At 38.6% G+C, this 19,538-nt stretch carries 21 protein-coding genes and 1 riboswitch; of the genes, 9 read left to right on the forward strand and 12 right to left on the reverse strand.

All coding sequences use genetic code 11. From position 1 onward, the window contains the following. Nucleotides 1-45 precede the first annotated feature (45 nt). The gene (locus B3297_RS07510; RefSeq protein ID WP_070565645.1) at nt 46-528 is read right to left on the reverse strand and encodes a DNA-deoxyinosine glycosylase; all 483 of its coding nucleotides are present in this window, start codon (nt 526-528) and stop codon (nt 46-48) included. Between the two features lie 96 nt (nt 529-624). Here B3297_RS07510 and B3297_RS07515 point away from each other — a divergent pair, with 96 nt between their 5' ends. From B3297_RS07515 to mgtE, 4 genes are all read left to right on the forward strand, one after another. Next, complete coding sequence (locus tag B3297_RS07515) at nt 625-1,488, forward strand: SPFH domain-containing protein (RefSeq protein ID WP_070565643.1); 864 nt, start codon at nt 625-627, stop codon at nt 1,486-1,488. Between the two features lie 10 nt (nt 1,489-1,498). Next, nucleotides 1,499-1,675, forward strand: a complete 177-nt coding sequence (locus B3297_RS07520) for a ribbon-helix-helix domain-containing protein (RefSeq protein WP_070565641.1) — start codon at nt 1,499-1,501, stop codon at nt 1,673-1,675. An 87-nt stretch (nt 1,676-1,762) separates the two neighbouring features. Then, nucleotides 1,763-2,473 carry a dipeptidase PepE gene (gene pepE, locus B3297_RS07525; RefSeq protein WP_070565639.1) on the forward strand — a complete coding sequence of 237 codons (711 nt, stop codon included), beginning with the start codon at nt 1,763-1,765 and terminating at the stop codon, nt 2,471-2,473. 171 nt (nt 2,474-2,644) lie between these two features. Beyond that, nucleotides 2,645-3,961 (forward strand): magnesium transporter, encoded by a 1,317-nt coding sequence (gene mgtE / locus B3297_RS07530; protein WP_070565637.1) that lies wholly within the window; start codon nt 2,645-2,647, stop codon nt 3,959-3,961. 138 nt (nt 3,962-4,099) lie between these two features. Here the strand turns inward: mgtE and B3297_RS07535 are convergent, their stop codons facing one another. From B3297_RS07535 to ubiE, 6 genes are all read right to left on the reverse strand, one after another. Continuing rightward, nucleotides 4,100-5,338 (reverse strand): voltage-gated chloride channel family protein, encoded by a 1,239-nt coding sequence (locus B3297_RS07535; protein WP_070565635.1) that lies wholly within the window; start codon nt 5,336-5,338, stop codon nt 4,100-4,102. Between the two features lie 36 nt (nt 5,339-5,374). After that, a riboswitch (Fluoride riboswitch) is annotated at nt 5,375-5,437 on the reverse strand. 6 nt (nt 5,438-5,443) lie between these two features. Next, nucleotides 5,444-5,818, reverse strand: coding sequence for a DUF423 domain-containing protein (locus B3297_RS07540; RefSeq protein ID WP_070565633.1), 375 nt, complete (start codon nt 5,816-5,818; stop codon nt 5,444-5,446). An 11-nt stretch (nt 5,819-5,829) separates the two neighbouring features. Then, the gene (locus B3297_RS07545; protein ID WP_236560229.1) at nt 5,830-6,333 is read right to left on the reverse strand and encodes a GNAT family N-acetyltransferase; all 504 of its coding nucleotides are present in this window, start codon (nt 6,331-6,333) and stop codon (nt 5,830-5,832) included. A 36-nt stretch (nt 6,334-6,369) separates the two neighbouring features. After that, entirely contained in the window at nt 6,370-6,819 is a 450-nt protein-coding gene (locus B3297_RS07550) for a GatB/YqeY domain-containing protein (protein WP_070565629.1), read from the reverse strand. Nucleotides 6,820-6,829: 10 nt separating this feature from the next. Further along, nucleotides 6,830-7,591 (reverse strand): SDR family oxidoreductase, encoded by a 762-nt coding sequence (locus tag B3297_RS07555; protein WP_070565627.1) that lies wholly within the window; start codon nt 7,589-7,591, stop codon nt 6,830-6,832. A 66-nt stretch (nt 7,592-7,657) separates the two neighbouring features. After that, nucleotides 7,658-8,398 carry a bifunctional demethylmenaquinone methyltransferase/2-methoxy-6-polyprenyl-1,4-benzoquinol methylase UbiE gene (gene ubiE / locus B3297_RS07560; RefSeq protein ID WP_070565625.1) on the reverse strand — a complete coding sequence of 247 codons (741 nt, stop codon included), beginning with the start codon at nt 8,396-8,398 and terminating at the stop codon, nt 7,658-7,660. A 385-nt stretch (nt 8,399-8,783) separates the two neighbouring features. Between ubiE and dnaB the strand changes: the two genes are divergently transcribed. The 3 genes from dnaB to B3297_RS07575 all read left to right on the forward strand — a co-directional run bounded on the left by dnaB (nt 8,784) and on the right by B3297_RS07575 (nt 11,453). After that, on the forward strand, nt 8,784-10,394 hold the full coding sequence (dnaB, locus tag B3297_RS07565) for a replicative DNA helicase (RefSeq protein WP_370445164.1): 1,611 nt from the start codon (nt 8,784-8,786) through the stop codon (nt 10,392-10,394). Between the two features lie 412 nt (nt 10,395-10,806). Further along, complete coding sequence (rlmH, locus tag B3297_RS07570; protein ID WP_070565601.1) at nt 10,807-11,280, forward strand: 23S rRNA (pseudouridine(1915)-N(3))-methyltransferase RlmH; 474 nt, start codon at nt 10,807-10,809, stop codon at nt 11,278-11,280. Between the two features lie 44 nt (nt 11,281-11,324). Then, a complete protein-coding gene (locus tag B3297_RS07575) occupies nt 11,325-11,453 on the forward strand; it encodes a hypothetical protein (protein ID WP_262886172.1) in 129 nt (42 codons plus the stop codon). A gap of 432 nt (nt 11,454-11,885) precedes the next feature. Here the strand turns inward: B3297_RS07575 and B3297_RS07580 are convergent, their stop codons facing one another. The 4 genes from B3297_RS07580 to B3297_RS07595 form a co-directional block, all read right to left on the reverse strand. Beyond that, nucleotides 11,886-13,139, reverse strand: a complete 1,254-nt coding sequence (locus B3297_RS07580; RefSeq protein WP_070565599.1) for a PQQ-dependent sugar dehydrogenase — start codon at nt 13,137-13,139, stop codon at nt 11,886-11,888. A 153-nt stretch (nt 13,140-13,292) separates the two neighbouring features. Next, nucleotides 13,293-13,538 (reverse strand): hypothetical protein, encoded by a 246-nt coding sequence (locus B3297_RS07585; protein ID WP_046674482.1) that lies wholly within the window; start codon nt 13,536-13,538, stop codon nt 13,293-13,295. A 71-nt stretch (nt 13,539-13,609) separates the two neighbouring features. After that, complete coding sequence (murI, locus tag B3297_RS07590) at nt 13,610-14,434, reverse strand: glutamate racemase (RefSeq protein ID WP_070565597.1); 825 nt, start codon at nt 14,432-14,434, stop codon at nt 13,610-13,612. A 53-nt stretch (nt 14,435-14,487) separates the two neighbouring features. Then, on the reverse strand, nt 14,488-15,903 hold the full coding sequence (locus B3297_RS07595; RefSeq protein ID WP_070565595.1) for a glycoside hydrolase family 125 protein: 1,416 nt from the start codon (nt 15,901-15,903) through the stop codon (nt 14,488-14,490). A 195-nt stretch (nt 15,904-16,098) separates the two neighbouring features. On the opposite strand from B3297_RS07595, the gene B3297_RS07600 reads away from it, so the two are divergent. After that, nucleotides 16,099-17,772, forward strand: coding sequence for a gliding motility protein RemB (locus B3297_RS07600; RefSeq protein WP_070565592.1), 1,674 nt, complete (start codon nt 16,099-16,101; stop codon nt 17,770-17,772). A 267-nt stretch (nt 17,773-18,039) separates the two neighbouring features. Continuing rightward, a complete protein-coding gene (gene aroQ / locus B3297_RS07605) occupies nt 18,040-18,459 on the forward strand; it encodes a type II 3-dehydroquinate dehydratase (RefSeq protein ID WP_070565703.1) in 420 nt (139 codons plus the stop codon). An 89-nt stretch (nt 18,460-18,548) separates the two neighbouring features. Here aroQ and B3297_RS07610 read toward each other — a convergent pair whose 3' ends face one another. Beyond that, nucleotides 18,549-19,523, reverse strand: a complete 975-nt coding sequence (locus B3297_RS07610; RefSeq protein WP_070565590.1) for a bifunctional riboflavin kinase/FAD synthetase — start codon at nt 19,521-19,523, stop codon at nt 18,549-18,551. Nucleotides 19,524-19,538: the final 15 nt, after the last annotated feature.

Here is a 19,538-nt window from a genome sequence, read left to right on the forward strand (position 1 = left end):
AAAAATAAGCAATAGGACTGAATTAAAGAACCTAATTCGTGTAATTTAATCACTTATTATTATGCGCCAATGTTGAATTAGATTTTCGAGATTACTTTTCGCATTGGCCGGACTTGTGCTGGGTAAGCATCTGTACATAATGTCTTCTCGTTTGTTGAAATGCTTTAAATACAAACTGTACGCTTTTTGTCCGTTAAAAATAATTTGTGTGATTGTGGGAAAGGTTTGCAGCAGCTCGTCAATCGGATTCGGAACTTCATTTTGTATGGCTAAATCCATACTGCCGGGACGAGAGGCTTCTGCACAAACATCCCAAAGACCAATGTTGTTTTTGAGTAATAAATCTATCTTCTCCGTATAATTTGTTTGTTCCGGTGCATTGAACAAATTGGTGATTACTTTCCAAAAGCGATTTTGTGGATGTGCATAATATTCATTTTCTGCCAGAGATTTATCTCCGGGCAACGAGCCAAGGATGAGTATTTCTGTCGTCGAATTGACTAAGGGTAGAAAGGATTTTTTGCGCATGATCAAAAATAGCAATTTTAAATTTTCCTTTGAAATATGAAAATTATTGTAGTATTTTTATGATATTAAAATGATATCAAATATATATTAACAATTATGGAAAAACTAATTAAACCAATGTCAGGCTATTTAGCTTTATTGATAGCTGTTGTCTCGTTTGTGGCAGCTATATTTTCATTTGCGAGTGTAGAAGAAAGTTCGCTGTATGTTGTATTGGGAGTGGTATTAATGATTGCTACTTTTTTTATTTTAAAGGGATTGATGATTATTAATCCAAATCATTCACGTGTGCTGAATTTCTTCGGAAAATATGTAGGTACCGTTAAGGAAAATGGATTGTTTTTTGTCAATCCGTTGTATTCAACGATTAAAGTAAGTCTTCGTTCGGATAACTTACAGGGACAGACACTGAAAGTAAATGACAAGATGGGAAACCCAATTGAGATTGGGGCAGTGATCGTGTGGCAAGTGGGTGACACGTATAAAGCTGCTTATGATGTCAGTAACTACACATCTTATGTACGCACGCAGAGTGAAGCAGCAGTAAGACATTTGGCCGGAAGCTTTCCTTACGATAACTTGGAAGATGAAGGAGCGGAGATCACCTTGCGTGAAGGTGGGGATACCGTAAATCATATTCTTGAACAAGAATTGTCGGATCGTTTGGCGCCAGCTGGCGTTATTATTAAGGAAGCAAGAATCAGCCATTTGGCCTACGCGTCAGAAATCGCTGGTGCGATGCTTCAAAGACAACAGGCGGCAGCAATTGTGGCCGCAAGGGCAAAGATCGTAGATGGTGCAGTTGGGATGGTGGAAATGGCCTTGCATAAATTGTCTGAGAAAGATATTGTAGAGTTGGATAACGAGAAAAAAGCAGCAATGGTCAGCAATTTAATGGTTGTACTCTGTGGAGAGAAAGCAGCGACACCAATTGTAAATACAGGTACGTTGTACCAATAAACGAAATGAAATGGCGGATAAGAAAAACTTTATGCTACGCTTAGACGACCAAATGTACAAAGCATTGGAAAAATGGGCTGCAGATGAGTTTAGAAGTGTTAATGGGCAGATAGAATATCTTTTACATAAGGCACTGCAAGAAAATAAAAGATTGGGTGCAGAAAAAAAGCCTGCTGATAAGAAATAGCCTATAGTAAGGAACGAAAACTGTACCTTTGGCCTCGCAATTAATAAAGCCAAAGGTACTTTTTATTTAATGTTTTAACGATAGAAGATGAAGATTAATCCAGCGTACAAGTTATTGGTCGTAAGTACAAGCACGATCCATGGGAGTGAGTTTTTAGCTTATATTAAGCACGATTTTGTCGAATTTATTCAGTCAGACGAATTGCTGTTTGTCCCTTTTGCGAGACCTTCAGGAATTTCCTTTGATGCTTATACCGCTAAGGTACAAGATGCCCTGAAAGATGAGGGCGTGACGGTTAGGGGGCTCCATGAGTTTGACAATATGAAGAAGGCTATTCAGGATGCTAAAGCTATTTTTATTGGTGGAGGAAATACATTTTTACTCTTAAAAACGCTGTATGATCTGGATTTGGTTCCGCAACTGCGCGTACAAGTAGCAAAGGGGATTCCATATGTGGGCACATCCGCGGGGTCCAATTTGACCGGATTAACAATTGGAACCACGAATGATATGCCTATTGTTTATCCGCCTAGTTTTAACGCACTTGGTTTCTTACCTTTTAATATCAATCCACATTATTTGGATCCAGATCCAAATTCTACACATAAAGGAGAGACGAGGGAAACGCGAATTCAGGAATTTCATCAATTGAACAGCCAACCTGTTATAGGCTTGCGTGAAGGTAGCTGGCTACACGTAAATGACGGGACCATTGTACTGCAAGGTGGTTTAAAAGCACGGTTGTTTAAGGCGGGGCTTGAACCTGTAGAGCTAGCACCTGGATTAATTAATTTTTAAGCTATTGTAAAGTTAATGGGCAAGGAACGTCAAATGGACCGTTCAGCACAGTGGTAGACGATTTTATGAAAAGCTGGCCCTAATTCCCATTGGAAAAAATAGTTTTTCAGATTGTTGAAAATAATACAAAATAAGCTACTTTTGCGCTAAATCCATTAAAATTTTCTTCCAATGGAACAAAATTCAGCATTACACCCGGCCGATATCGCGGAAGAAATATCGCGTTTAAGTAAAGGGGAGCAACATCAAGAGTTTATGGACTATCCTTTGGAGGATAGATTGGAGATCTTTTCTTTTTTTGAAATGGATGTTCAATATACGTTGATCAAATCCATGACGGAGCATGAGCTGTCCGAATTGCTGAATAATTTGAAGCCGGATACCCGGAATGAATTATTGTCGGAATTGCCGGATGATCTGATTAAATATCTGATCAATCTATTGAATGAGCGCGAGAAGCAAATGGCTTTGGAGCTGATCGGATATAAAGAGGATAGTATAGCCCGACTTATGACACCAATGTATGTGCAAGTTCGTCCTTATTATACTGTTGATGATGTCTTTCGGCATATTAAAGTTTTTGGAAGGAAAGCTGAAACGCTCAATTTTATTTATGTAGTTGATGAGAAAAACGTATTGATCGATGACTTGAAAATTGGTCAATTACTACTATCGGATTCTTCTACTAAGATTTCCGACTTAATTGACTACAATTTTGCCGCGATTAAAGCCTCTACACCCATGGAAGAGGCCTTCGAGATTTTTCAAAAATATGACCGCAGTGCTTTGCCTATCGTTACAGAAGCAGGGGTGTTGGTTGGAATTGTGACATTTGATGATGTGTTGGACCGAATTGAAGATCGCGATACAGAAGATATCCAGCGATTTGGAGGGATGGAAGAATTGGATCTGGCTTATACCAAAACCCCCTTGTTGCAATTGATTCAAAAAAGAGCTGGCTGGTTAATCATTTTGTTTTTTAGCGAAATGCTTACAGCCTCAGCAATGGGCTTTTTTGAGGGGGAATTGGAAAAAGCGGTTGTGCTTGCTTTGTTTGTTCCTTTAATTATATCCAGTGGAGGTAATTCGGGGTCGCAGGCGGCATCTTTAATTATTCGTGCCATGGCGCTCGGAGAGTTAAAGCTTAAAGATTGGTGGTATGTGATGAAGCGCGAAGTTTCTTCCGGTTTAATTTTAGGTGGGATATTAGGTTCGATCGGATTTCTACGGATATTGGCCTGGCATTTTCTTGGTCTATATGACTATGGTCCTTATTGGATTTCAATTGGCTTTACGGTTGCGGTTTCCTTATTGTTTATTGTTTTATGGGGAACTTTGTCGGGATCGTTTATTCCATTTATCCTACGTCGGTTCGGTTTGGATCCAGCGACAGCATCAGCGCCGTTTGTTGCAACGTTGGTGGATGTCTCCGGATTGATTATCTATTTTACTGTTGCAGCATTCTTTCTGCACGGAAAACTACTGTAGTTCAGATGTCATCTATCCATTCTTGTAATCTGCACTCTTCTTTTTAGCATGTTTTTTTGTCCGATCTTGTGTTTATTTGAAGTAGTCCATAATGGAACACAAGGAGATAGACAAAGAAGCTGAAAGCGTATTGCTTGTTTATAAATTTAGCCTGCGGTATAATTTTTCCTTTAAACCGCCTTTTTGCGCGATATAAATTCCTTTTTTTCCGGAAAATAAAAAAGCGACTATACACGCTATTGCTATAAATAAAATAGGTTGAATCCCAAATAATTCATAACCCATTACAATACAGGCGAGCGGGGTGTTTGTAGCGCCTGAAAATACGGCTACAAAGCCCATGGCAGCCAGCAGGCTGACGGGAAGTGGAATAATGGTGCTTAATGCACTACCTAAGGTTGCCCCGATAAAAAATAAGGGGGTGACTTCTCCGCCTTTAAACCCGGCCGAAAGGGTGAAAGTCGTCAAAAGTAATTTGATAATAAAATCATAATAGTTCGACTGATCGACAAATGCGTTCTGAATCATGGGGATACCAAGTCCAATATAGTTACTGCTATGGAATAACGTAATGATAGGTACCAAAATAATACCGCCAATCACTGGTCTAAGCAGAGGATATTTAATTCGTTTGAATTGAAGGCTAAAGAAATCGCTGGCAGATGTAAAAAGCCATGCTGTAATACCGAATAGAATACCTGCGGCGAGGCTAAATCCAATATTGGTCAAGGACAGCATTGGAATAACATCATGAATTGGATAATGGCTGTGTGGAATATTCCATAATTGACAGCTGAAGTTCGCAAAATAGGCGGTAAATAAACAGGGTAGGATGCCGAAATATCTTTTTTTGCCAATCAGTAGGACTTCCAGGCCGAATATCGTTCCGGCGAGCGGGGTGCCAAACACAGCGGCAAATCCTGCAGTGATGCCGATCGAAATTAAGATGCGGCGTTCAGTTTTATCGAAGTCAAACCAGCGATTAAGCTGATCGGAAACTGCTCCACCTATCTGTACAGCAGTTCCTTCACGGCCTGCAGAACCCCCAAACAGATGTGTAAGTAAAGTTCCGAATAAGACAAGAGGCGCCATGATAAGCGGAATGCGGCGTTGAGGATGAAGGTATTCTTCAATCAGCAGGTTATTTCCTTTGCTTGATGGATCGCCCCAATACTTATAGGGCAATGCTATGGCAAATCCTGCTAGGGGAAGTCCATAAATTATCCAAGGATGAGCCTCCCGGTACTGCGTTACCCAATTGAGGGAAAAGAGAAAAAACGCACAAACAGATCCGACAATGAAACCTATCGCACTACAGGAGATAAGCCATTTAAGAAAAAAATGAAGATTGCTTTGATTTGAATGTGTTATAGCCATAAGTCTACACTTTATATAAAATTGTTGTTTTATACTAAAATAGTAGACGTCATCAGCTTATCAGGGCGGTTCAGGGCAGACATCATTGCCATATTTATTTCAAATCTACAAAAAACGAACGATAACAGCAACCCAGCCTGCGATCATAAGCAATCCGCCGAGCGGGGTAATTGGGCCAAGAAACTTTAGATTCTTTTTCCAGTATTCAGCAAACGATAGAAAATATATACTTACAGAGAATAAAATAGTTCCTAGTGTGATCAGATAAAATGCCACTCGTTCAGACTGAAGCTCAAACCGAAAATTGAATCCTAGAATCAATAGGGTTAGTGCAGCATACATTTGATATCGCACGCCGACCTCAAAGGATTCCAGTTTTTCAGCGGATAGGATTTTTTTGAACGCATGGGCTCCAAATGCACCTAGGATAATAGCGAGGCTGCCAAATAGAGCGGCCGTGATGATGACAACGTTTTGCATGCCTGAATTTACTAAATTGTGGGTTTAATCATATCAATATGAAGGATTCCGTAATCAGGGTAGGGCTCGGAGATTTGTTTAAACCCTAATTTTTCATAAAAGGATTTTAAATGAAATTGTGCGCCTATTTGTATCTCGCCTTCACCAAATTCTTTATAGAGAGATTCGATGGAATGAATCATTAATTGTTGACTCAAACCGGTTCCGCGAGCTTGCTCAGCGACAATGACCCGACCGATGGAAGCCTGCGGATAGGAGAGACCAGGGGGAACTAATCTCGTGTATGCAATGATATCATCATTGTGTTCCGCCCAAAGATGGAGACAAGCAAAGTCCTTATCGTCCAATTCAGGATATAAGCATTCTTGTTCCAAAACAAAAACTTCCATTCGAAGCTTTAAGATACGATACAGTTCTTTATTGTTGAGTTCATCAAACTTCTTGAGGTTCCACTGAAAATCCATCATTAAAATAAAAAAAAGAGTCAAATTAAATCGATATATCAGGGAAGACATACCCGATTTAATTTGACTCGAGTGATTTGAAAACTTTTATGCGAGAAGACTTTTAACGACTTCAGAGATTGTTTTGCCATCAGCTTGTCCTGCAAGCTTTTGATTTGTTGCACCCATTACTTTACCCATATCTTTAATGGAAGAAGCTCCTGTTTCTACGATAATTGCTTTGACAATGGTTTCAACTTCTTCTTTGCTTAACTGTTTGGGTAGGTAAGCCTCGATTACTTTTTCTTCCTCAACTTCAATTTCATACAGATCTTCACGGTTTTGCGTCTTATAAATTTCAGCAGATTCGCGACGTTGTTTGACAAGTTTTTGTAACACTTTAATCTCCGCCTCCTGGCTAAGATCTTCTGCATGACCTTTTTCTGTTTTCGCTAAGAGGATAGCTGCTTTAATCGCACGTAAACCACGTAATTTTGCCGTGTCTTTTGCGATCATTGCTGCCTTAATGTCTTGATTTATTTGTATTTCTAATGACATGATATTTGAATTATTTTCGATTGACAAGTGTGCCTGTGGCCTGCGCTGTAGGCATGATTAAGAGATCGTTGATATTAACATGTGCTGGTCTGGTAATGACGAAAAGGATCGTTTCCGCAATATCTTTCCCTGTTAGAGGTTGTACACCATTGTAAACATTTTTAGCTCTTTCTCGATCTCCATGAAAACGAACTTCCGAAAACTCTGTCTCTACCATTCCGGGATCGATGGAGGTTACCTTAATGCCTTGCGTTAGCAAATCAATACGCATCGCTTTAGTCAATGCGTCGACAGCATGTTTGGTCGCACAGTATACATTTCCATTCGGATACACCTCTTTCCCTGCAATAGATCCTAAATTAACAATATGAGCGCCGTTGTCGGTATCCATAAGGGGTATCACAGCTTTACTTACATACAATAAGCCTTTGATATTGGTATCAATCATTCTGTCCCAATCGCCGATATCACCATCTTGAATAGGATCTAATCCCTGGCTCAACCCAGCATTGTTGATGAGAATATTTATTTTTTTCCATTCGGGGGGCAAACCTCCAATTTGGTTTGCAACTTGCTTAGCATCTCGGACATCGAGCTCAAATATATGGATCTGAATAGTCGGGTAGGCCGCAAGTAGTGTATCTCTTAATGTTTCTAAACGGTTTAACCTGCGCGCGCAAAGTAAAAGATTATACCCCTCTTTCGCTAAAACTTCGGCACAAGCCTGACCGATGCCGGAACTTGCTCCTGTAATAAAAACTGTTTTAGTCATATATTGTAACTAGTTGGTATTTAAAATTTAATCAGATTTTCCCTAAAAAAAAGCGCCTCGGTCACCCTATTTTGTAGCAATATAGATGGTACAGATGCCAAACGTCTGTGGTCTAACAATAGTTTCATTAAAACCAGCTTTTTTGTTTATGGCCACGAACTTTTGGCCGTCCGGAAATTGAGCAACGGATTCCGGTAAATATTCATATGCACTGGAATCTTTTGAAAAGAATTTTCCAATGGTTGGTGTGATAAACTTGAAATAAAAATTATACAATTGTTTAATGGGGAACTTTTTCGGATTAGAAAATTCTAAAATAACAGCTTTCCCACCAGGCTTTAATACGCGGTATATATCCGATAAGCCCTTTTCCAGATTTTCAAAATTGCGGACACCAAATGCTACAGTAACTGCGTCGAAGGTATTATCTTCGAATTGAAGCCGCTCAGAATCTCCTAACTGAACTTCAAATTGATTCGCTAATCCCTTGCTTGCAATCTTTTTCTTGGCGACTTCAAGCATGCCTTGGGAGATATCGACTCCAATAATCTTTTTTGGATTCAAGATTTTAATTGATTCCAGTGCAAAATCACCAGTTCCTGTCGCTACATCCAACATCAGTTGCGGTTTTATGGACTTTAAGGAATTGATGGCTTTTTTACGCCATATAATGTCAATACCCAAAGACATGAAATGGTTCAAAAAATCATAGGAATGCGAGATATTGTCAAACATATCTGCTACCTGTTTCTTCTTCCCATCGTTGGCGTCTTTGTAGGGCTTTAGTGTTGAGGAATCGTGCGTCATTTTACAAAGATACAATATATGAATATTTTTCGGTGCTAAAAAAGGGATTTGTTTTCATATCAAAGTCAGTTTATTTTGATGGTAGTGGAGGATATTGATTTGTTTTTGACCATTTTGCTTATTCACAATAGTTTAAGTTATTAACATTTTTTTAAAGTATTGATTTTGAGTGGTAAATTTTTATTTTCAACATCTTTTCAACAGTAGGTGTTGAAAACTAATCCTGTAAATCTGTGTCCATCAAAGCTTTTTGAGGGTTCGGATCTGATCGTCGAATTTCCCTGTTTGTAAATCCTCATGGTGGTGAATTTTATTTTTTATACATTTGTTATCCTATCTAAAATTTATAAGGATAGCAAAGCTATATTTCTGATATAATATCATGATGAACGACAGTAATTTTGAAGCGAATAACACGGATAATAACAAACGGGGTAATTATGGCGAACGTCGTACCAAATTAAATAATTTGGTGAGCGGTTTGGGTAAGCTTCCGCCGCAGGCAGTGGACCTTGAAGAAGCTGTTTTGGGGGCTTTGATGCTGGAGAAAAATGCACTGAGTGAAATTATTGATATTCTAAAACCGGAATCGTTTTACAAAGAATCACATCAAAAGATCTTTGAAGCGATTTTTGGCCTCTTTCAAAAGACTTCTCCAATTGATATATTGACAGTTACCTCGGAACTTAGACGGATGGGGGCTCTTGAAATGGTCGGCGGTGCCTACTATATTACGCAATTGACAGATCGCGTGGTTTCTGCAGCTAATATTGAGTATCATGCCCGTATTATTTCTCAAAAATATATTCAGCGTGAGCTTATTAAGGTTTCTACCGAAATTATCAATAGTTCATATGATGAAACATCAGATATCTTCGATCTTTTGGATCATGCCGAAAAAAGCTTGTTTGATATCGCGCAAAATAACTTGCGAAGAGATTCAAGAAAGATGGATGATATTATGCGTGAGGCGATTTCTAATCTTGAAATGCTCCGGGATCGCACAGATGGTCTAACAGGTGTGCCTTCGGGTTTAACAGCCTTGGATCGTATGACTTCAGGTTGGCAGCCTTCTGATCTTGTTATTATTGCAGCACGTCCAGCGATGGGAAAAACTGCATTTGTACTTTCTGTCGCGCGTAATGCCGCTGTGGAACACGGTAAAGCAGTCGCCGTATTCTCGCTGGAGATGTCATCTGTTCAGCTCGTCAATCGTCTAATCGCTGGTGAAACCGAAATTGAGCAAGAGAAATTGAAAAAAGGAAATCTTGCTGATCATGAATGGCAACAATTACATTCGAGAATTGGTCGATTAACTGATGCGCCTATTATTATTGATGATACGCCGGCGTTGAACGTGTTCGAATTTAGAGCAAAATGTAGGCGTCTAAAAGCACAATACGATATCCAAATGGTGATCGTCGATTACTTGCAGTTAATGCACGGTAAAGCAGACGGTAAAGGCGGGGGTAACCGGGAACAAGAGATTGGTAGTATTTCGCGCGCGTTGAAGTCTGTAGCTAAGGAATTAAATATCCCCGTGCTTGCATTGTCGCAATTGAGCCGTGCAGTAGAGTCAAGACCGGGCAATAGTAAGCGTCCTATGTTGTCCGATTTACGGGAGTCTGGTTCTATTGAACAGGATGCTGATATGGTTCTTTTCTTATATCGACCTGAATATTATGGTTTGACAGAAGATGAAGAGGGACGTCCTACTGCCGGTGTCGGTGAAGTTATTATTGCAAAACACCGTAATGGTGAGACCGGAATTGTTCCACTTCGCTTTGTGGGTAAATTTGTGAAGTTTGTGGATTTAGAAGATGAGTTTTCGGGTATGGGTGGTGGAGATGGATTCGGTGATGCGCCGGCTACATTTTCTGCTTCGGCCTTGAATCCGTCGCCAAACTTTGCAGATGATTTTAGTGCTGGAGGTTTTAGTGGAGGTATTACTATGCCCTCCCGAATGAACGATATGCCTGATGATGCGCCATTTTAGTGGTTAATTTTACATAAGTATTCCTAAATAACAGAAAAAACCGAATGATTTAAATTCGGTTTTTTCGTTTACCGCGTCCGGCTTGTTTTCGCTAGTAAAACAAGGTTATTATCCATTTTCAAAGTGATGTATTAAGGGGGTACGCAAAAATAAATGTTTTAAAACTAAATGAACAAATGGGGTTAATGTTTTTTTGTCGTTTTGATTGTTTTTATTTTAAATAAAATCGGAACTTTGTGCGCCTTTGGGTTTATTAGAATGGTAGCTTTTAGACTTAGTATAACAGGTCTTAGACAAAAGTTGGTGATCAGTTTTTCGACAATGACAGGAAGCTAATGGATATTCATTATTTTGGATCGAGCAAGTTAGCTTTTATTTGGCTATTGATAGCAAAAACAAATAATATATTTCGATGAAAATAACATTACTTTGTATAGGTAAGACGGATGACAAATACCTAATTGAAGGTATTGAAAAGTACATTAAGCGATTAAAGTTTTATGTGAACTTCAGTATTGTCGTTATTCCCGATATCAAGAATGTCAAGAATCTTTCTGCTGAACAGCAAAAAGATAAAGAGGCTTTGCTGATTTTGAAACAGCTACAACCACAAGATCTAGTAGTTCTGCTAGACGAACATGGAAAAGAATTTCGCTCCTTGGAGTTTTCAGCTTATTTGGAAAAAATGATGGTACAAAGTGTTCAGCATTTGGTATTTATTATAGGAGGCCCCTATGGGTTTGACCAAAAGATTTACGATCGGGCAAAATCAAAAATCGCTTTATCGAAGATGACGTTTTCGCACCAAATGATTCGTTTGTTTTTTACAGAGCAGCTTTATCGTGCTTTTTCCATCATGAAGGGGGAGCCTTATCATCACGAATAATATGGAAAAAAGTCCGTAACTTCATCATGAATAAAAACAAGCTTATGAATTTGCCCAACAAACGAGATTATCACTATAAAAGTGACGAAGGAGAGAAAAATAGCCAATTGAATAAATACATTATGATTGCTTGTATTATTATCGTGATCTTATTGGCCTATTTTTTCGCATAGCTTAATGTCTTTCCATACGGATTTAGTAAAAGAAATAAATCTCTTACTTAATATCCGTATGGAGGATATCAGCAGATGATTTTAATAAATTTTAATTGAATTGTTTAAGCAAGAACGCTTAATTTTTGGGAGAAGATTGGCAGGTTTTGCGCGTTCTTTTTGGGGCGGTGTTGTTTACGAATCCCCAGTTGGTCATATAGAATGACAAGGGATTAATTTCTAATAATTTTTTCATTTTTTCTTTTTTTACCATATAATAATTTATTGATTCGCTAATAGATGATCAATAATCGAGCCAAACTATGATATTTGTCATGTTCGAAAAGAAATATAGAAAATAAGGTCAATAAAAGTAGTTGAAAGTGTGTTTTTGAGGGCCAAGTCAAAATAAAACGCAGCCCATTTGAGAGGGGCTGCGTCGAATCAAGGAATTTATTTTTTATCAATTTTATATAATTTTCCGATATCTGTGATAGCGTACAGCGCGCCATCTTTTCCCTGCGTGATATCTCTAAATCGTTGTCCTTCACTACCTAATAGACGCTCTTCTCCAACCACCTTGTTATCCTTCAGTATAATTCTGGCAATGTGCATGCTGCTCAAACCGCAAATAAAGAGATTATTCTTCCATTCTGGAATATTCTGTCCGGTATAGAATGTAATTCCACTAGGAGAGAGGACCGGATCCCAATAATAGACAGGTTGTTCCAGACCGTCTTTTTGTTGTATACCCGCGCCAACTTTATCGCCTTTATACTCTATACCATACGTAATCGTTGGCCATCCATAATTCTTGCCAGCTTCAATTCGGTTCAGCTCGTCGCCGCCCCGTGGACCAAATTCGGTTTCCCAAAGATCGCCGGTTTCCGGATTTAAGGCAAGCCCTTGAGGATTGCGGTGTCCATAACTGTAAATTTCCGGACGGACATTTGGCTTGCCTATAAATGGATTTCCTGGAGCAGGCTGTCCCTCAGTGGTGATGCGTAAGATCTTGCCCAATGCTGCATTAAGATCTTGTGCCAATGGTCTTGTAACCAAATCAGATCTTTCACCCGTACTCAAAATAATATTTCCTTCTTTATCAAAGATAATACGACCACCATAGTGCAGATTTCCTTTATGAGCCGGAGTAGCTTGATAGATCACCTTGGCACCTTCTATCGATTTCTCGTCTGCAGACAGTTTTCCTTTTGCAACAGCCGTCAACGTCCCAGCAGCGGTATTATCAGAGAAAACCCAATAAATCATACGGTTTGATTCGAATTTTGGATCAAGACGTAATCCCAGAAGTCCACCTTGCCCACTGCTATTGACTTGAGGTAAACCTTTTATTGGGTCACTTAATTTACCGTCCGCCGTTGCAATGCGAAAATTCCCCTCTTTTTCTGAGATTAATAATCGGCCATCAGGCAGCGCAGTTATGCCCCACGGAGATTTTAATCCCTCAGCAATTACTTTACCTTCGAACGGCGTGCTTGTCTTTGCACCCTGAATTCTCGTTTGTCCGGCAAATGCTGGTTTATAATTTGTGTTTGCCTTCTGTGTTTCTACCGGAGGGTAACTTGTTGTGTCAGTTGCAGCGTTTGCGCTGCTATCCGAACTCGAATTTGAATTCGCATGGTTGGAATTACATGCGGTTAATCCTAAAGATACTGTTAAGAGGCTTATTGTCAGTTTGGTTTTCATTATCTGTGACTTGTTTTTGGTCTGATTATCTGCTTGAAGATATTAAAAATTAATGAAATATTATTTTATAGAATGTAATAATATAAATATATAACTCTATTAATAAGAAAGGGAGGATGCTAGCCAGCCAATAGATTTTAAATATTAAAAGAGTTATTTTTCCGCCAGGCAGTGTTTTACGATTCGGTGGAGTTCAGTTTCCTTGTTTACATAATAATCACTTATATCTAGAATCGTGTTTGTGTTTAAATTGTAGATACACACCGGTACATAGTTAGGCTGGGCAGATGTCTCGAAAGTTTTAAAATAATCTGCACTTTCCTGAATACTTGAAAATTCTTTGGATTCACAATGTTGTGTATCCTGATTGTAAGCAATGGTTATAAAGTTCTTTTTCATTGTACTAGCCTTTTTATCAACATAACGAAGACCAGGGAGTAAAAGTTTTAAAAATCATTGCCTTTTATTTGTTAAACACTGATGTGGCTTGCGGCTATTGGCTTTCCAAAAAATATTTTTGCTTTACTTTCAAAGTCTCTTGGATCATCTGTCGTATAGAAGGCCAATTGTCCATTTTGGGAACAAATAGTTTCAATCTCCTGATGACGATGGAGATAGTCCCTTAAGCTATTTGCAACAATTGGACCCTGAGAAATGATATTGATATTGCTTGGTGTATATTTTTTGATTACGGGCAGCAATAATGGATAGTGGGTACAGGCAAGCACAATAGCGTCGATCTGATCGGACTGTTGTAAAAGTTCCCGTATATCTTTTTCTACAAAGTAATGAGCGCCTTCTGTATTGATTTCGTTATTTTCTACTAAAGGGACCCAAAAAGGACAGTCATGTTGAAAAACTTCTATTTCTGGATTAAATTTATGTATTTCTATTTTATAGGATTCAGATTTTACCGTTCCCGTAGTAGCTAAAATCCCGATCTTATTAGTTTTCGTAAAATTGTGTACAATTTCGGTAGTGGGTCTGATGACGCCGAGGACTCTCTTTCCCGGCGGTAGATCATGTTGTTGTATGGTTCTTAATGCTTTTGCTGAAGCTGTATTACATGCCAGAATAACAAGGTTACAGCCTAGATCAAAAAGTTTAAAAACACATTGTTTGGTATAGTTATAAACGGTTTCAAAAGACCGTGTACCATAAGGGACCCGAGCATTGTCCCCTAAATAGATATAATCGTACTGAGGTAAAAGATGTTGAATTTCCTTAAATACGGAGAGTCCTCCGTAACCGGAATCAAAAATGCCAATCGGACCTGGTTTTGATAAGTTATCCATAACACAATGTTATAAGCTCTTCCACTTATAACATTGTGTTACAAGTTTCAGCTTTATTGAAGCAAAGATGGTTTCTCTTTGTATATTTTCCAAATTAATTCGCCAAATAATGTATTTGTCCAAGCAAACCAATGTCTTGTGAATTTTTTAGGATCGTTTTTATGAAAAGACTCATGCATAAATCCAGTTCCGCCATGCGTATTGACCAGCGTTTTGATGCAATTGCGAATCTCGTCATCATTTGTCGAAGTTTGCGCTCGCATAATAATGGACATCGGCCAGATCATATCTCTTCCTATGTGAGGTCCGCCAATACCTTCTGCTGCTGTTCCCTTAAAAAAGAATGGATTTTTATCAGACAAAACAAAGTTACGTGTACGTTGATAAACTTCGTTATTTAGATCGACAGCCCCTAAATAAGGTAGAGCCAATAAACTCGGAATATTTGCATCATCCATCATAAGATGGCTCGAAAAACCGTCTACTTCAAAGGCATATATCCGGCCTAGTGTCGGATGGTCGATGATACCATATGTATTGACTGCTGTTTCGACCTCATTCGCAAGAGCTTCCATTTTGACAGCTAGTTCATGTTCATTTTTAACCTTTTTCAAAATTTCGGCAGATTGTCTAAGGCTAACGATCGCAAATAAATTGGACGGAATAAGAAAGGAGAAAATGGTAGAATCGTCTGACGGTCGAAAACTGGAGCAGATCAAACCAACTGGATTTACAGGATATCCGTAGCCATCTACTTGTAATGTATCGGAGCCTCTGGAGGTTGTACGTTCAAATTTGTACGGGCCTAGACTATCTTTACGCTGTTGCTCAACAAAAGTCTGATATATTTTATGTTGCGCTTCTAACCATTCTTCATTAAACGGGCTATTGTCATTCGTTTCTTTCCAATAATGATAAGCTAATCGAATTGGATAACACAATGAATCGATTTCCCATTTTCGTTCATGGATTCCAGGTTTCATATTTGTGTGATCACTGAACCATTCGCCTTTTTTGGTCGGATCGTTATAAAATGCATTGGCATAGGGATCAATATTGATACATTTACTCTGCTTTTGGATTAAGCCAACAATAAGATCCTGTAGTTTTTTGTCCTTTTTCATAAAAGGAAGGTATGGCCATACCTGTGCACTGCTGTCACGCAACCACATGGCATCAATGTCCCCTGTAATTACATAGGTATAATTTCTTCCGTTTTGAACATAGGGAAATACGGTAGTATCTAAGGTATTAGGAAAGCAGTTGTTAAATAACCAAGCCAGTTCCTTATTTTTAACATTTTTCTGAAATTCTACAATTGCATCTTCGATGACCTTGCTCGAGAAAAGTCTTTTCTCTTTACTTGTTCGTACAGTGGGAAAAGAATGTTCTTGAGCAAATGAAAATTTGCTTGTAAGTGCACCCGCGGTTAACAGGCTTGCGTTTTGGATAAATGTTCTGCGTTTCATGCTTGCTAGGACTGATTTTTATGTTATAAGGTTATTTACTAAAATGCAAGATATAAATATTTTTGAATAAAAGGAATAGCAAATACGATTTAGCATTATAAAATTGACTGAACATAGGAATAAAGTCATTTTTATTCGGTTAATTTGCGTTTAGGAATGCATTTTGCTAGAAAAAATAATCTTTGAAATAATTTTATGAGGCTTAATATAACAAAAAATAATAATTTACTCCGAATTGTGCTGGCAAGCATGGGGGTAGGTATTTCCTTCGGCGGTTTTGCCCAGATCAAGAGTCAGCCTTATTCGTATCATTTTTATCAAAAAATGAACGATGCGGTTTATTCTACTGAGACGAGAATGCACACTGCTGCTAAACCATTCGTCATCAAAGACTCTTTATTGTTAGCCAAGTTTGATTCAATCCAATCCAATAAGCCTGTTTCTTCGTCCAATTGGTTTATGCGTAAGATTTTTAATGAACATCTGGTGCAGGTTGAGAAAGAAGATTATACATTCTATGCTGATTTTTTACCGGATCTTTATATTGGAAAGGATATGTTAGGTGACAAGCGTCGGACATGGATGAATAGCAGAGGATTTCAGGTGGGATTGAACGTGGGTAATAAATTTACATTCAATACTTCCGCATTTGAAAGTCAGGCGGTATTTCCCAAATATTTGGATGACTATATCGTAGCCAATAAAGTTGTGCCGGGGCAGGCGAACTCAAAATTTAAGTCCAACAATAAAATGGATTGGATGTATGCGACAGCAAGTATGACCTATGACGCGCATAAGTATATTCAGGCAACTTTGGCTTACGACAAAAACTTCATTGGGGATGGATATAGATCCATGCTTCTCTCTGATTTTTCATCGAATTATGCGCATCTGAAATTAACAGGGACGATAGGGAATGTTCAATATACGTCGATTTGGGCCTATATGAATGATCCGACGCATCCTAGACAGGATTTAACAGGTACATATCCGATGGAGGGTGAACCGAACAAGCGTTTGGGCGATGGTAAAAAATGGGGGGCTTTCCAATATCTGGACTGGAATGTGACCAATAAATTATCAATTGGCTTTTTCCAATCTGTTGTTTGGGCTGCGCAAGACGATGCAGGTAAAAGAGGTTTTGATTTCAGTTATATTAGTCCTATTATCTTTATCCGACCTGTTGAAAATAATAATCGTACTTCGCCAGACAAAATGTTTTTGGGGTTAACTTCCAAATATAAACTACCCTATAATTTGACGGCATATGGTCAGTTCTTATTGGGGGAGTTTACCGCCAAAGAGTTTTTTGCTGGGAATGGATATGCGCATAACAAATGGGGAGCACAACTTGGTGTCAGGGGATATGATATGTTTGGTGTGAAAAACCTGAACTTTTTAGCCGAGTATAATACAGCCAGACCATATACTTACGCACACTTTAAGTCGTATTCAAACTATAGTAACAATGCCGAGCCATTGGCTCATCCGAAAGGGGCAAACTTTAGAGAGCTTGTTGGCCTTGTGAATTATGCATGGGATAGATGGGACTTTTCGTTACAGGGTATGTTTACCCAAAATGGACTTGATCTGCCTGATGGAAGTAATATGGGCGGTAACATCTTCCAATCCTATAATACAATACCAAATCTATATGGAAATCATATTGCCCAAGGAATAAAGAATAATATCTATTATGCGGATGCTAAGGCTGCCTATGTGCTTAATCCCAAGTATAACCTCCGTTTAGAACTTGGTTATACCCAACGTTACGCAAAAGCACAATATGAAACACCTGTAGTCAATAAATCCGGCGTAGTGTCATTTGGACTTCGTTCAAGTTTCCGGGCAATTTATAACGATTTATAGAAATTTTTATAAACCGATCTATAATTAAAATAAACTATATTGTTTTGGCGATAAATGCTGTAAAACCAATATAGTTTATTTTTAAATATAGTTTTAGCACAAATTGACAATTAGGGAAGACAACTTGGATACAATTAGAATAAATATCCGATCGTGGACGATCCCTTCTTATGATGTGTTAGGGCTTAAAAACGATTTGCTTAAACAGAAAATGGCATGGGTTCGCTTAGTTAGCCAATGGACCAGCACAAAACTAATGTTATTCCAATGAAAAAAATCCTCGTACTGAATGGCCCAAATTTAAATTTGTTGGGTGTAAGGGAGAAATCAATTTATGGTAGCCAGGACTTCCTGAGCTATTTTGAAGAACTAAAACAACAATTTGAAACAGTGGAATTAGCCTATTTTCAAAGCAATTCTGAAGGAGGATTAATCGATAAGATACACGAAGTCGGTTTTGAATTTGATGGAATTGTGTTGAATGCCGGAGCGTATACTCACACTTCAGTTGCGATTGGGGATGCAATCGCAGCAATCACAACACCTGTTATTGAAGTTCACATAAGCAATGTCCATCAAAGAGAGGAATTTCGTCATCATTCGTTCCTCGCAAAGAATTGTAGAGGGGTGATCTGTGGTTTTGGCCTGGATAGCTACAGATTGGGTATAGAGGCGTTTATTAAATAATATCTTCTTTTGCAAGGAAGAGAAAAAATAGCTATAAAACAAAAAAGCGGGAATTCCCGCTTTTTTGTTTTATAGCTAACAGACTTGTTCTAACCAATAAGACTTCTGATTTCGACTTCGTCTGCTTTGATCTGAGCTTTCATTTCTTCAAGTGAGTCAAATCGTTCATCGTGTCGGATAAAATGAAGGAACTTTACGCGGAGTGTCTTGCCATAAATATCCTGATCGAAATCGAATAGGCTGATTTCAATAGCCCGATTCATGCCATCGACAGTGGGCCTGGTTCCTATATAGCCCATGCCTTTCGCGATGGATACTGGACTTTCCTCTTTATACTCTCCCGTAGTGATGTTTTGGATATGATTATAGATGTATACCTCAACAGCATAAATACCATAGGCTGGTATTAGTTTATGAGGTTCGTGAACCTGAAGGTTGGCTGTTGGAAATCCGATGGTACGACCAATTTGGTCGCCTCTAATCACCGTTCCCGTTAATTCAAAAGGATAACCTAAATAGAGATTAGCCGTTCTTATATCGCCTTTTATAAGCGCTTCACGTACGCGCGTGGAGGACACTGCAATATCATTGATGTCTTGCTCCGGAATTTCGTCAACGCTGTAGTCAAATATAGATGCAAACTGCTCCAAATCGCCCATCGAACCCTTTCGATCTTTGCCAAAATGGTGATCATAGCCTATCACAATCTTTTTTGTGCCCAATTTGCCAACAAGAACATTGCTAATATATTCTTCCGGAGTCTGATTGGAAAAATCACGGGAAAAAGGAATGATAATTAAGTGGTCAATTCCTACTTTGCTTAATTGACTGACCTTTTCTTCGATATCGTTGATCAGGCGTAAACTATCATCGTCTGGATTGATAATCAATCGTGGATGTGGAAAAAAAGTAAGCAAAATTGTCTCACCATTAATTTTATGAGCTGCTTCCTTTAGGTGAGCCAATATTTTTTGATGGCCAATATGAACTCCATCGAAAGTACCGATGGTTACAACTGCATTTTCAACTGGTGAGAAATCATCTAAACTTCTGTAGATTTTCATTTATAGGAGTTTTTG

It is taken from the genome of Sphingobacterium sp. UBA3519 (assembly GCF_002377215.1).
GTDB classification, from domain to species: domain Bacteria; phylum Bacteroidota; class Bacteroidia; order Sphingobacteriales; family Sphingobacteriaceae; genus Sphingobacterium; species Sphingobacterium multivorum.